We start from the raw sequence: 13,491 nt of genomic DNA on the forward strand, positions 1-13,491 counted from the left end.
GTTCAACGCGATGGTTATTCCGCTGCCCCCGCAGCGTTGGAGCGGTGTGGCAGGTTGGTCTGGTTCGCCAGGCGTGATGCCGGTGCGCCCTGCCGGGGCAGGGTTTGCGCACGGCGCGTGCGCAAACCCTTGGCGTGGTAGGCCGCCAAGACAGCTGGGGTGCCGGGCGAGCCACCCCCACCGAGGCGAATGCACACACATCACCAAGGGAGGTCGCGACCATGCTGAGCCGCACTGCTGATCACCTGTTCTGGATGGCCCGCTACACCGAGCGGGCAGAAAAGCCCTGCGCCGCCGGGCTTTCGACACAACACCGCCAGCGTGCGCAGCACGCCCGGGGTTCTCTGCCCCCGTTGAACAAGGAGGCCGTATGCTGAGCCGCACTGCCGACCACCTGTTCTGGATGGCCCGCTACACAGAGCGGGCAGAGAACACCGCCCGCATGCTGGACGTCAACTACCAAAGCGCGCTGCTGCCGCAATCCACCGAAGTGGCCATGCAGGGCTGGCAGGGGCTGTTGTCCATCAGCGAGCTGCTGCCCGCCTACACCGCCCAGCATGGAGAGGTGACCCCGGCGAAGGTGCTGCATTTCATGGTCAAGGACCCGGCCAACCCCTCGTCCATCGTGGCCTGCCTGCGGGCCGCGCGGGAGAATGCCCGGGCCGTGCGCGGTGCGCTGAATACCGAGGCGTGGGAGATCCTGAACCAGACCTGGCTCGAGGTGAACCGGCTCATTGATGGCGGTGCACTGGAGAGAGACCCGGCGCGGTTCTTTGAATGGGTGAAGTTCCGTTCGCACCTGTCGCGTGGCGTCACGGTGGGCACCATGCTGCAAGACGAAGCGCTGCACTTCATGCGGCTGGGCACCTTCCTGGAGCGGGCCGACAACACGGCGCGTCTGCTGGACGTGAAGTTTCACGCCGTGCAGAGCGACTTCATGGGCACGGCCACGGAGCAAGACCAGGATTACGACTTCTACCACTGGAGCGCGATCTTGCTGAGCGTGTCCGGCTTTGAGACCTACCGCAAGGTCTACCGCGACGTGATCACCCCCGAGCGGGTGGCTGAACTGCTGATCTTGCGCGCCGACATGCCACGCTCACTGCATGCGTGCATGAAGGAGGTGTTGGGCAACCTCGACATGCTGGGAGGCGGCCAATCTGCAGAGACAGAGCGGCATGCGGGGCGGCTGCTGGCCCACTTGAAGTTCGCGCGCATCGACGAAATTCTGACCCACGGATTGCATGCTTATCTCACGCAGTTTCTGGAGCGCGTGAATGACCTGGGCGCACGGATCAGTCAGGATTTCCTGGTGCCTTCGACGGCGTGACGGGGGCCACTTCGGGTGCCGCTGCGGGTTCGCTGACCGGCACGGGCTCCACGGTCACCCCCACCTGCAGCACATGGTGGTCGCCGCCATGGATCACGCCGCGCAGCGGCGACACATCCGAGTAGTCGCGCCCAACGGCCAGGGTCACATAGTCCTCGCCGGCAGCTCGGTCGTTCGTCGGGTCCAGGTCAAACCACTCCGTGTCCTGTGCCGTGCCCTCGCTATCCTTGGCTGCGGGAGACCACACCGAAACCCAGGCGTGCGAGGCGTCGGCCCCCACCAGCCGTGGCTGGCCCGGCGGGGGCTCGGTCAGCAAGTAGCCGCTCACATACCGTGCTGCCAGGCCCATACTGCGCAGGCAGCCGATCATCACGTGGGCAAAGTCCTGGCATACGCCCCGGCGCAGCCGCAGGGATTCGAGCGCGGGCGTGCCGGCATCCGTGGCGTGGGCCGTGTAGGCGAAGTCGGCATGGATGCGCGACATCAGGTGGCTGGCCACCGCCATCAGCGGACGCCCTGGCGCAAAACTCTCGCGGGCATAGGCCACAAAGTCGGTGTGCCGGGGGATGTAGGGCGAGGCAAAGCCAAATTCGGCGGCAGGGTGGAAGGGCATGCCACGCCGGTAGGCCAGGCGTTCACGCACCGCCTCCCAAGGTTCGCCGGGTGGTGCTGGCGGCGGCGGTGTGGTCTCCAGCAGGCTTTCGGCGCGCACGTGCAGCCGCTCGTGGGTGAAAGGCAGGCTGAAGAATGCACGGGTGTTGCCAAACACGTCCTGGGCGGTTTGGCACTGTGTTGGGGCGGGTTCCACTTGCAGCGTGTGGGTCAGCACGCGCTGCACCAACCCAGTGCGTGGCCGCAGGTGGGCCATGTGCTGGGCGTTTTGCACCGCCGGCGTGTATTGGTACACCGTTTCGTGGATGACGCGCAATCGCATGGTCAAGCTCCGATGCTGTACCGCAAGGCATCCACTGAATGGGTGAAATAGCGCGTGGCCAGCACCTCCGACAGGCCCATCACACCCCGCACACAGCTGCCCAGGTACTGCTCCAGCGCGGCATGCCGGCCCTCGGCATCCTGCGCGCACAAGGCGACCAGCGACAGGTCGGACGCTTCGGGGATGCCCGTGGCCGCGGACTCTCCGGGTGTCCCTGCGGCCGCCTCGATCTTGGCAATGCGCCCGCGCAGCGTCTGGGCCACCCAGGCCAGGGACCGGGGGTTGTCGCGGTCGATCACCAGCAGGTCGAGCAGCGCGGGCATGTCGCGCCGCTGCTGGTACTGGGCGTGGAAGGTGATGGTGCTGTCAAACAGCGCGATCATGGCCTCGAAGCCACTTTCGTCGAACACCGCTTCCGTTTGCAGGCCACTTTCGAGCGCAGCGGCCAGAAAGCCCAGGCGCTCCAGATGCCTCCCGATCGACAGCAGCCGCCAGCCATCGTCGCGGGTCATGCGGTCGGTCTGCTGGCCGGTCATGGCAGCGGTGCGGCCGCTCAGGGCTTCGAGCTGGCGCAGCGCGTCCAGCGGTGAATAGTCGCCGTCTTCCGCAACGCCCGGGCGTTGCGCAAAAAACTCGGAGTCGGCATTCACGATGAGGTTCCAGTGCTCCTGCGACAGGCGGTCACGCACGGCCGAGGCCGCCCCGAGGATGCCGCGCAGGTTGTAGCCCACGCTGGTGATCTGGGCGGCATTCGTCAGCCCCGCGATAAGCGAGCGCTCGAACACGCGACGCGCCTGTGTGGCCGGCGGCACGGTGGACAGCACCAGTCCCTGGCCCACGGCCATTGCCCCCAGCCAGGCCAGCAGCGGCTGGGACGACTGGTCCTCGCCGTTCAGGCATTGCAGCGCAATGCGCGCCAGCCGGGTCACGTTCTCGGTGCGTTCGGTGTAGCGGCCCAGCCAGAAGAGGTTTTCGGCCGCGCGGCTGGTCACCTGCCGGCTGCGGTGCACCACGGCCGGGGCGCTCTGGTTGTGGGCGAGCAGCGTGGTGGTGTCCACCTGGCCGTCGGTCAGCACCCAGACATCGGCGCTGCTGCCGCCACGCTGCATGGACGTGATCTCGCTGTCACCGGTGGCAATGCGCGCCAGCCCGCCCGGCAGCACCCGCCAGGAGCCCGGACCATCACACACGGCAAACACGCGCAGCATCACCGAACGGGGCGCAATGCTGCTGCGCGGTGGCTGCCCCGGCGGGCCGGGGTGCCACGTCGGCATCTGCGACAACGGCAGGTGGGCCTGCACGGTGTATTCGTCCCCCTGGCCCTGGATGCGCTGGGACCACTGCGCCAGGTCTTGCGGTGACTGCGCACCGCCGAGCACCGGCACCCGCTGCCCCATGGGCCAGGTGGGCCGGATCACGCTGTGGGCCAGTTGCGGCAGCACCGCCTGCATGGCCGAGCGCTCGCCACACCACCAGGTGGGCAGTGACGGCAGCGCGAGCTCTTCGCCCAGCAGGTGGCGCGAGAGCGCGGGCATGAAGCCCAGCAATGCCGACGATTCCAGGAACGCCGAGCCCGGCGCATTGGCCACCAGCACGTTGCCCGCGCGGATGGCCTGCAGCAGGCCGGGCACGCCCAGGCGCGAGTCGCTGCGCAGCTCCAGTGGGTCGAGAAACTCGTCGTCCAGGCGCTTCAGGATGCCGTGCACCGGCTGCAGGCCGTGCAGCGTCTTGAGGTACAGGCGCGCATCGCGCACGGTGAGGTCGTTGCCTTCGACCAGCGTGAGGCCCAGGTAGCGCGCCAGGTAGGCGTGCTCAAAGTAGGTTTCGTTGTACGGGCCGGGCGTGAGCAGCACGATGCGCGCATCCTGCCCCGCCGGGCTCATCTGCCGCAGCCCGTCGAGCAACGCGCGGTAGGTGGCGGCCAGGCGCTGCACGTGCATCTGGCGGAAGGCCTCGGGGAACAGGCGCGAGATGAGCAGCCGGTTCTCCAGCAGGTAGCCCAGGCCCGACGGCGCCTGCGTGCGCTGCGTGACGACCCACCAGTCGCCCTGCGCATCGCGCGCCATGTCGAACGCCGCAATGTGCAGGTGCGTGCCGCCCACGGGCTGGACCCCATGCATGGCGCGCAGATAGCCCGGGTGGCCCTGCACCAGCGCGCTGGGCAGCAAGCCTTTGTGCAGCAACTCTTGCGGGCCATACACGTCGGCCATCACGCGGTCGAGCAGGCGCACGCGCTGCAACACGCCGCGCTCGATGTGTGCCCAGTCGCCTTGCGAGAGGATCAGCGGAAACAGATCGACCGACCAGGGCCGCTGTGGGCCGTCGGCATCGGCGTACACGTTGTAGGTGATGCCGTTGTCACGCACCTGGCGCTGCAGGCTCGCCATGCGCCGGTCCAGGTCCTGGAAGCCCTCGGACCCCATTTGATCGAAAAAAGTGGCCCAGGCGCTTGTCAGTTCTTCACTGTTTGCTATTGATTTGGAAGCGTTTGCAGCCCCAGCAAGGCCGTCGGTGGGGGATGGGCGTGCGGGCGCACCGGCGCCCCGCAGCTCGTCAAAATGCCCAGCCGCAGCGGTGGGCGCCAGCGCGGCCGCCAGCTGGGCCGCGCTTTCGGGGAGATCTGTGGGCAAGAGGCGGTCGTTGGGGTTTGTCACTGCACTCGATTTTCGGGCATTTGGTCGCGAGGACTCTGCGGGTAACCCGCAGGCTCAAAAACCGGCGCGGCCCCGCGAGGGACGCCAAGCAAGGGCCGCCCCGCAGCAAGGGCGTCGTCCCCCTTCAAGGGGGAAGGCGCACCGCGCCTCAGGGGGTGGGCATTTCTACGGCCGCATCTTGCGCCGCAGATCCAGCGTGAACGGAAACTCTCGGCTGCCCGGCAGCGCAATGGTTGCAGGCGGCACCGCCAGCCTGCCCGGCGTGTGGCCCATGCGCGAGAACCGCGCGAGGCGGCGGCTTTCGGCCTCGTAGGCGTTGACCGGGAAGGTGTCGTAGTTGCGTCCGCCCGGGTGCGCCACGTGGTACTGGCAGCCGCCCAAAGAGCGGTTCATCCAGGTGTCCACGATGTCGAACGTGAGCGGCGCATGGGCGCCGATGGTGGGGTGCAGGGCCGAGGGCGGATTCCAGGCCTTGTAGCGCACACCGGCCACAAACTCGCCGGTGGTGCCCGTGCTTTGCAGCGGCAGCGGCTGGCCGTTGACGGTGACCACATGGCGGCTTTCGTTCATGCCCGTCACCCGCACCTCGATGCGCTCCAGCGACGAGTCCACATAGCGCACGGTGCCCCCGGCGGAGCCTTCCTCGCCCATCACATGCCAGGGCTCCAGCGCGTTGCGCAGGGTCAGCTCCACACCCATGGACTGTACCGTGCCGACCATGGGGAAGCGGAACTCGAACTGCGGCGCAAACCAGGCCGCATCAAACGCATAGCCCGCTGCGACCATGTCGGCCACCACATCGTGCATGTCCTGCTGGATGAAGGTGGGCAGCATCCAGCGGTCGTGCAGCTCGGTGCCCCAGCGGGCGGCGGGGGCGCGGTAGGGCGTCTTCCAGAAGCGTGCAATCAGGGCGCGCAGCAGCAGCTGCTGCACCACGCTCATGTGGGCGTGGGGCGGCATCTCGAAAGCGCGCAGCTCCAAGAGGCCCAGGCGGCCGGTGCTGCTGTCGGGCGAGAACATCTTGTCGATGGAAAACTCGCTGCGGTGGGTGTTGCCCGTCACGTCCACGAGGATGTTGCGCAGCGTGCGGTCCACCAGCCACGGCGGCATGTCCTGGCCGTACAGGGCGCGGTTGGATTCGATCTCGCGCAGCGCGATCTCCAGCTCGTACAGCTGGTCGTTGCGCGCCTCGTCCACCCGCGGCGACTGGCTGGTGGGGCCGATGAACAGGCCGCTGAACAAATAGCTCAGGCTGGGGTGGTTGTGCCAATACAGCAGCAGGCTGGCCAGCAGCTCGGGCTTGCGCAAGAACGGCGAGTCGGCCGGTGTGGCACCACCCATCACGAAGTGGTTGCCACCCCCGGTGCCGGTGTGGCGGCCATCGGTCATGAACTTCTCGGCCGACAGGCGCGTCTCCCACGCGGCCTGGTACAGAAACTCGGTGTGCTGCACCAGTTCCTTCCAGTGGCTGGCAGGGTGGATGTTCACCTCGATCACACCAGGGTCGGGCGTGACCTGCAGCACCTTCAGGCGTGCGTCGCGCGGGGGCGGGTAGCCTTCCAGCACGATCTTCAGGCCCAGCTCCTCGGCCGTGGCCTCGATGGCGGCCAGCAGGTCCAGGTAGTCGTCCAGGCGCGCCAGCGGCGGCATGAAGACATACAACACGCCATACTTTTCACCCACCGCTTCCGCCTTGGGGCCGCTGGACCGGCGCGGGTCGCGCACCTCGACGCACATCGCAGTGCGCGACAGCCCGGCGGCCGACTGGAACTTGCCTGGGGGCTGCATGCCCGCATGGGGATCGGGCTGGCCCGTTTGGCGTGCGTGGTCGCCGCCTGCGGTGCCTGCAACGCCTTGGGCCACCCGGCGTGCCTCGCTGGGGGCGGTGGCACCTGCCAGGTAGGGCAGGTCACGGTCGCCGGTGACGGGGCCTGATGGCGTGGCATAGCGTGCGCGCAGCGTGGTGGCGGCGGCCAGCGGGCCCTGGGGGGCGGTCGGGTCTGGCGGGATCAGGTGGTCGGTGTCGGCGGCCTTCACCCAGGGCAGGGCGTCCAGGGGCAGCCGGTAGCCCATGGGCGAATCGCCGGGGATGAGCAACATGCGGTCGTCGCGGAAGAACCAGGGGCCGGTGCTCCACACACTGCCCACCAGCTTGCCCGACCCCTCACCCGCCTGCAGCGGCAGCACATAGCCGATCACGCTGTCGAGCTTTTGCTCGAACACGCGGCGCAGGCGAGCGCGCTCCAGCTCGTCGTCCAGGCGCGCGTCAAACGGGTCCACGTTGACCGGCAGGCGCCGCTCGCGCCACAGGTAGTAGAAGGTGTCCTCGTAGCCGGGCTGGATATAGCGATCAGTGATGCCCAGCTTGCGCGTGAGGTGGTGCACAAAACGTTCTGCGTCCGCGCTGGTGTAGTGCGATGGGTTGCGTTCGTCAGCAAACAGCGCGGGGTTTTTCCAGGCCGGCTGGCCGTCGGCGCGCCAGCAGATCGACAACGCCCAGCGGGGTAACTGTTCGCCGGGGTACCACTTGCCCTGGCCAAAATGCAGAAAACCGCCCTGGCCATATTCGGCGCGCAGCTTGTGCACCAGCTCGGTGGCAAAGCCGCGTTTGGTGGGCCCCAGGGCGTCGGTGTTCCACTCGGCAGCGTCGCGGTCGCCCACGGCCACAAAGGTGGGCTCGCCGCCCATGGTCAGGCGCACATCGTTCGCGGTCAGGTCGGCATCCACCTGGTCGCCCAGCGCCTGCACGGCCTGCCACTGGTCTTCGGTGTAGGGCTTGGTCACGCGCGGCGATTCGAAGATGCGCGTCACGCGCATCTCGTGGTTGAACTCCACCTCGGCCTCGTCCACCCCGCCTTCAATCGGCGCGGCGCCGGAGGGCTGGGGCGTGCAGGCCAGCGGGATATGGCCCTCGCCCGCCATCAGGCCGCTGGTGGCGTCCAGGCCGATCCAGCCCGCGCCGGGCAGGTAGACCTCGCACCAGGCGTGAAGGTCGGTGAAGTCCACTTCGGTGCCACTCGGGCCATCGAGCGCCTTCACGTCGGGCGTGAGCTGGATCAGGTAGCCCGACACGAACCGCGCCGCCAGCCCCAGGTGGCGCAGCAGCTGCACCAGCAGCCAGCCCGAGTCGCGGCACGATCCACTGGCTTTGTGCAGTGTCTCCTCGGGGCCCTGCACGCCGGGCTCCATGCGGATGAGGTAGCGGATGTCCTGCGACACCTGCTGGTTGAGCTTGACCAGGAAATCGATGGTGCGCTGCTCGGTGCGGTCGATCTTGTCGAGGTAGGCCTGGACCAGCGGGGTGACCGGGTCGGCCGCCAGGTACGGCGCCAGCTCTTGTTGGATCTCTGCGCTGTAGTGGAACGGAATCTGCTCAGCCTCGGGCTCCAGGAAGAAGTCGAAGGGGTTGTACACCGCCATCTCGACCACCAGGTCCACCGTGATCTTGAAGCTGCGCGTCTTCTCGGGGAACACCAGCCGTGCCTGGTAGTTGGCAAACGGGTCTTGCTGCCAGTTGATGAAATGCTGCGCGGGCTCGACCTTGAGCGAATACGAAATGACGTTGCTGCGGCAATGCGGGGCGGGACGCAGGCGAACGGTTTGTGGCCCCAGGCCAACCAGCCGGTCGTATTGATAATGCGTGACGTGGTGGAGCGCGGCGTGGATGGGCATATGCAGGGCATGCTAGCAAGTCCCGAGCCATCGTGGTAAACAATCCCCGCGCCGGTGCCTTGTGTTCACGGCCTGTTCACAATCTGCGGTGCCGGTCTTTCCTTTCCAGTGGGCGACGCCGAACCCACCACCGTCCGCCCCCATTCCTTCACAGCACCATCTTGGTGATTCACCCTGCCGTATAGCCATGTCCCAGCCACCCCAACTCCTGCTTTTACCCGGCCTGGCGGCCGATGAACGTATGTGGCGGGGTGTCTTGCCGCGCATGCCCGAGGCCCTGCGCCCGGTGGTGGCCACGGCCCACCAGGACACCACACTGCACACCATCGAGGATTTCGCCGCCCGGTTGCTGGCGCAGCACACGGGGCCGCTGGTGCTGGCCGGTGCCTCCATGGGCGGGATGGTCGCGATGGAAGCCGCACGCCAGGCGCCCGAGCGCATTGCGGGTCTGGCGTTGCTGGGCACTACGGCGCGGCCTGAAACGCCGGACATGCGGGCGCTGCGCGAGGCTGCCATCGAACTCTTTGAACAAGGCCGCCTGCGCGAAGTGATCGAGCCCAACGTGGCCTTTGCCTTCCACCCCGACAACGCCACGCGGCCTGAGCTGGTGCAGGCCTATCTCGACTTTGTGCTGGGCGCTGGCGCCGCGCACCTGGTGCGCCAGAACCGCGCCGTCATCCACCGGCCCGATGCCCGCCTGCACCTGCCCGGCGTGGCCTGCCCCGTGCTGGTGGTGTGTGGCGAGGCCGACCAGCTCACGCCGCCCGAATGTTCTGCCGAGATCGCGGCGCTGGTTCCCCATGCCGATCACACCCTGCTGGCCCACAGCGGCCACATGCTGACCATGGAACAGCCCGAGGCCGTCAACCACCTGCTGGTGCAGTGGCTGGCCCGCAATGGGTGGATTTGAACCGGGTTTTGAATGTTTTTGGCCGCTGGCGCTTATCCAATAAGCGCTAGAAGCTATCAAATTGGTAGCAAATCAGAATTCGAAGTTGTCGATCAACCGCGTGCTGCCCAACCGCGCAGCCCCCAGCGCCACCAGCGTGCCTGCCGCATCGGCCGCCGTGGCGGGCAGCAGGTCCGCACGGCGGCGCACGGTGAGGTAGTCGGGCAACCATCCCCGGGCGCGCAGGGCCTCCAGGGCCTGCGGCTCCAGCGCGCTGCGGTCGCCGGAGGGCGTGTTCAGCCACTGCTGGGCCAGTTGCTTCAATGCCGAAGGCAGCGCCACAGCCTCTTGCCGCTCTTCCCGGCTCAGGTACCCGTTGCGCGAACTCAGCGCCAGGCCATCGGCCGCGCGGCAGGTTGCGCCCGCCACCACCTCAATGGGCAGCGCAAACTGCTGCACCATGTGGCGGATCACCATCAACTGCTGGTAGTCCTTCTTGCCGAACACGGCCGTGCCGCCGGTCTGGCCGAGCACGCAGGCAAACAGCTTCATCACCACCGTGCTCACACCCACAAAAAAGCCGGGGCGAAAGTGCCCCTCCAGCATGTCGGCCAGCTGTGGGTCGGGGTGCACCTTGAAGGTCTGGGGCTGCGGGTACAGGTCCGCCTCCCGCGGGGCAAACAGCACATCACAACCTGCGGCCTGCAGCTGCGCGCAGTCGGCCTCCCAGGTGCGGGGGTAGCTGTCGAAGTCCTCGTGCGGCAGAAACTGCAGGCGGTTCACAAAGATGCTGGCCACCGTCACGTCGCCCAGGGGCTTGGCCTGGTGCACCAGGGCGATGTGCCCTTCGTGCAGGTTGCCCATGGTGGGCACGAAGGCGGGGCGGCGGTGGGGTGCAAGGGCCTGGCGCAGGTCGGCGATGGAGTGGGCAATCAGCATGGGGCGAAAGGGAGTCAGTGGGCGAAAGCGAGGGGTGGCGGTTACCAGGCGTGTTGGGCGTTGTCGGGAAAGCTACCCTGCTTGACGGCCTGCACATACGCCTCCATGGCGCCGCGCACACTGCCAGCGTCGTGCATGAAGTTGTGGACGAACTTCGGCATTTTTCCGAGGTTCATGCCCAGCATGTCGTGCAACACCAGCACCTGGCCGGCGGTGCCGTTGCCCGCGCCGATGCCGATGGTGTGGCAGTGCAGCAGCTCGGCCGTGAGGTCGGCGGCCAGCACGGCAGGCACCATCTCCAGCACCAGCATGGTGGCGCCTGCATCCTGCAGCTCATGCGCCTCTTTGCGCAGGGTGCGGGCGTCATCGTCGGTCTTGCCCTGCACGCGGTAGCCGCCCAGGGCGTGCACTGTTTGCGGCGTGAGGCCCAGGTGGGCGCACACCGGCACGCCGCGCTGCACCAGGAACTCCACCGTGGGCGCTGTCCAGCCCCCACCTTCCAGCTTGACCATGTGCGCCCCCGCCTGCATCAGCACGCAGGCACTGCGCAGGGCCTGCTCGCGGCTTTCGGCATAGGTGCCATAGGGCAGGTCGGCCACAAGCCACGCCGTGCCCTGCACGCGGTGCAGGCCGCGTGCCACGCTGGCCGTGTGGTAGGCCATGGTGTCCAGGCCCACGCCTACCGTGCTGGGCAGCCCCTGGCACACCATGCCCAGCGAATCACCCACCAGGATGCATTCCACCCCCGCCGCATCGGCCACGGCCGCAAACGTGGCGTCGTAGGCGGTGAGCATGGTGATCTTCTCACCCGCTGCGCGCATCTGCGCCAGGCGCGGCAGGCTGACCGGGCGGCGCTGGGGCAGGGGCGATGCGGGCGGCAGGGTGCCGTAGGGCGTGGCGGAAACGGTGTTCGTGGCAGTCATGGGGCCTCCGTATGCAAAAATTGCCGCGAGTCTATGCGACCAATAATGGGTGTACTTATTGGTTTCCTGCCCGGTAGAAAGCGGCCCGTGTTGGCGCAGTGGCCTTTGCGTTCCCGGTATGCTCGCGGCCCATGACAGCAGCGTTACACCCCGCGAACACCACGATGAGAGACACCGATGTAGCCGCCCTGGCCCAGGCCGACGTGGCCCGTGCCCTGGCTGAAGATGTGGGCCCTGGCGACCTCACGGCCGGCCTGATCGACCCCACCCGCCGCGCCCGCGCCCGCATCCTGGCGCGTGAGTCCGCCGTCATCTGCGGCGCCCCCTGGGCCGAAGCTGCCTTGCGCGCATTGGATCCCACCGTTCAGATCACCTGGCATGTGGCTGAGGGCCAGCGCTGCGCCCCGGACCAAGTGGTGCTGGAGCTCACGGGCAATGCCCGCGCGCTGCTCTCCGCCGAGCGCACGGCACTCAATTTTTTGCAACTGCTGTCGGCCGTGGCCACCAAAACCCGCACCTATGTGGATGTGGTGGCCGGCACCCGTGCCCACATCGTGGACACGCGCAAGACGCTGCCCGGCCTGCGCCTGGCGCAAAAGTACGCCGTGCGCGTGGGTGGCGGCACCAACCACCGCATCGGCCTGCACGATGCCGTGCTCATCAAAGAGAACCACATCGCAGCCGCAGGCGGCGTGACGGCAGTGCTGCGTGCCGCCGACCCCGTGGCGGCGCAAGCTAAGTTCATCGAAATTGAGGTGGAAACGCTGGAGCAGTTGACCGAGGCGCTGAACGCGGGCGCGAAGATGGTGCTGCTCGACAACATGTCCCTGCCCACGCTGCGCGAGGCTGTGCGTATCAATGCTGGCCGGGCGATTTTGGAAATCTCGGGTGGCGTCACGCTCGAAGGCTTGCGCGAGTTGGCGGAGACTGGCGTCGACCGCATCTCCATCGGCACGCTGACCAAAGACGTCAAGGCGACGGACTTTTCCATGCGCCTGCAAGAGCTGTCATGACCACCGCTGTACTGAACCGCATCGACGTGGAGTACGAGCAGCCGCTCGATACCGAGGAAGGCTCGGTCTGCTCCACCAAACACGCCTGGGCGCGCGTGCCACCCGAACCCACGCAGGCCGAACGCCTCGCGCTCAAGGACAAAATCCGCCGCCTGCTGAAAGAGAAAAATGCGGTGATGGTGTCGCACTACTACGTGCACCCCGACCTGCAGGACCTGGCCGAAGAAACCGGCGGCCTCGTCAGCGATTCGCTGGAGATGGCGCGGTTTGGCCGCGACCACGCCGCGCAGACGCTGGTGGTGAGCGGCGTACGCTTCATGGGTGAGACGGCCAAAATTCTGAGCCCCGAAAAGACCGTGCTCATGCCCGACCTCGATGCGACCTGCTCGCTCGACCTGGGCTGTCCCATCGAAGAATTCAGTGCGTTCTGCGATGCCCATCCCGACCGTACGGTGGTGGTCTATGCCAACACCAGCGCGGCCGTGAAGGCGCGGGCCGACTGGCTGGTCACATCGAGCTGTGCGCTCGATATCGTCGGCGCCTTGAAGGCCGCAGGACAAAAGATCCTGTGGGCCCCTGATCGTCACCTGGGGGCCTACATCCAGCGCGAGACCGGCGCCGACATGGTGTTCTGGAACGGCGCCTGCATCGTGCACGACGAGTTCAAGGCCTTCGAGTTGGAGGCGCTCAAAAAGGAGCACCCCGGCGCCAAAGTGCTGGTGCATCCCGAGAGCCCTGCCGACGTGGTGGCACTGGCCGACGCCGTGGGCTCCACCAGCGCCATCCTCAAGGCCGCGCGAGAGATGGACGCCACCGAATTCATCGTGGCCACCGACAACGGCATGATGCACAAGCTGCGCACGCTGAATCCCGGCAAGACCTTCTACGAAGCGCCCACGGCCGGCAACAGCGCCACCTGCAAGAGCTGCGCGCACTGCCCCTGGATGGCGATGAACGGCCTGGCCGACGTGGCGCGGGTGCTGGAAACCGGCGCCAATGCGATCCATGTGGACCCGGCACTGATCCCGCGCGCGCGCCAGCCCATCGACCGCATGCTGGCCTTCACTGCCGCGCTGAAGAACGGGCAGCCAACCGCAGGCCTGGTGCCGGGCATCGGGGCCGCCTGAGCCCACGCGG

Annotated in this window: 10 protein-coding genes; 5 read left to right on the top strand and 5 right to left on the bottom strand. The window is 67.4% G+C overall.

The features are described 5' to 3' along the window. Window positions 1-221 precede the first annotated feature (221 nt). Both IB243_RS05710 and IB243_RS05715 read left to right on the top strand, forming a co-directional pair. Entirely contained in the window at window positions 222-377 is a 156-nt protein-coding gene (locus tag IB243_RS05710) for an alpha-E domain-containing protein (protein ID WP_010463181.1), read from the top strand. Further along, on the top strand, window positions 371-1,330 hold the full coding sequence (locus IB243_RS05715; RefSeq protein WP_192425671.1) for an alpha-E domain-containing protein: 960 nt from the start codon (window positions 371-373) through the stop codon (window positions 1,328-1,330). Before IB243_RS05710 ends, IB243_RS05715 begins: the two co-directional genes overlap by 7 nt. Here IB243_RS05715 and IB243_RS05720 read toward each other — a convergent pair. The 3 genes from IB243_RS05720 to IB243_RS05730 form a co-directional block, all read right to left on the bottom strand. Continuing rightward, entirely contained in the window at window positions 1,296-2,264 is a 969-nt protein-coding gene (locus IB243_RS05720; protein WP_192425673.1) for a transglutaminase family protein, read from the bottom strand. The two genes, IB243_RS05715 and IB243_RS05720, sit on opposite strands and share 35 nt — an antisense overlap. Before the next feature lie 2 nt (window positions 2,265-2,266). Further along, window positions 2,267-4,894 carry a circularly permuted type 2 ATP-grasp protein gene (locus IB243_RS05725; RefSeq protein ID WP_225584764.1) on the bottom strand — a complete coding sequence of 876 codons (2,628 nt, stop codon included), beginning with the start codon at window positions 4,892-4,894 and terminating at the stop codon, window positions 2,267-2,269. 189 nt (window positions 4,895-5,083) lie between these two features. Next, entirely contained in the window at window positions 5,084-8,590 is a 3,507-nt protein-coding gene (locus IB243_RS05730) for a DUF2126 domain-containing protein (RefSeq protein ID WP_192425677.1), read from the bottom strand. 187 nt (window positions 8,591-8,777) lie between these two features. On the opposite strand from IB243_RS05730, the gene IB243_RS05735 reads away from it, so the two are divergent. Next, entirely contained in the window at window positions 8,778-9,500 is a 723-nt protein-coding gene (locus IB243_RS05735; protein ID WP_192425679.1) for an alpha/beta fold hydrolase, read from the top strand. 72 nt (window positions 9,501-9,572) lie between these two features. Here IB243_RS05735 and panC read toward each other — a convergent pair whose 3' ends face one another. Together panC and panB are read right to left on the bottom strand one after the other, a co-directional pair. Continuing rightward, entirely contained in the window at window positions 9,573-10,418 is an 846-nt protein-coding gene (gene panC, locus IB243_RS05740) for a pantoate--beta-alanine ligase (RefSeq protein WP_192425681.1), read from the bottom strand. Window positions 10,419-10,459: 41 nt separating this feature from the next. Further along, complete coding sequence (panB, locus tag IB243_RS05745) at window positions 10,460-11,341, bottom strand: 3-methyl-2-oxobutanoate hydroxymethyltransferase (protein WP_192425683.1); 882 nt, start codon at window positions 11,339-11,341, stop codon at window positions 10,460-10,462. A gap of 164 nt (window positions 11,342-11,505) precedes the next feature. On the opposite strand from panB, the gene nadC reads away from it, so the two are divergent. Then, window positions 11,506-12,354: a carboxylating nicotinate-nucleotide diphosphorylase gene (gene nadC, locus IB243_RS05750; RefSeq protein WP_192425685.1), complete on the top strand. Its 849-nt coding sequence runs from the start codon at window positions 11,506-11,508 to the stop codon at window positions 12,352-12,354. Beyond that, entirely contained in the window at window positions 12,351-13,481 is a 1,131-nt protein-coding gene (gene nadA, locus IB243_RS05755; protein WP_192425687.1) for a quinolinate synthase NadA, read from the top strand. The genes nadC and nadA overlap by 4 nt, the downstream gene beginning before the upstream one ends. Window positions 13,482-13,491 lie beyond the last annotated feature (10 nt).

Origin of the sequence: Acidovorax sp. ACV01, assembly GCF_014851495.1 — a bacterium.
Taxonomy (GTDB): Bacteria; Pseudomonadota; Gammaproteobacteria; order Burkholderiales; family Burkholderiaceae_C; genus Acidovorax; species Acidovorax radicis.

Coding starts and splice junctions, on each gene's coding strand:
- panC (WP_192425681.1), bottom strand. CDS start 10,418: ATGCTGATTGCCCACTCCATCGCCGACCTGCGCCAGGCCCTTGCACCC.
- nadC (WP_192425685.1), top strand. CDS start 11,506: ATGAGAGACACCGATGTAGCCGCCCTGGCCCAGGCCGACGTGGCCCGT.
- IB243_RS05720 (WP_192425673.1), bottom strand. CDS start 2,264: ATGCGATTGCGCGTCATCCACGAAACGGTGTACCAATACACGCCGGCG.
- IB243_RS05730 (WP_192425677.1), bottom strand. CDS start 8,590: ATGCCCATCCACGCCGCGCTCCACCACGTCACGCATTATCAATACGAC.
- nadA (WP_192425687.1), top strand. CDS start 12,351: ATGACCACCGCTGTACTGAACCGCATCGACGTGGAGTACGAGCAGCCG.
- IB243_RS05715 (WP_192425671.1), top strand. CDS start 371: ATGCTGAGCCGCACTGCCGACCACCTGTTCTGGATGGCCCGCTACACA.
- panB (WP_192425683.1), bottom strand. CDS start 11,341: ATGACTGCCACGAACACCGTTTCCGCCACGCCCTACGGCACCCTGCCG.
- IB243_RS05710 (WP_010463181.1), top strand. CDS start 222: ATGCTGAGCCGCACTGCTGATCACCTGTTCTGGATGGCCCGCTACACC.
- IB243_RS05735 (WP_192425679.1), top strand. CDS start 8,778: ATGTCCCAGCCACCCCAACTCCTGCTTTTACCCGGCCTGGCGGCCGAT.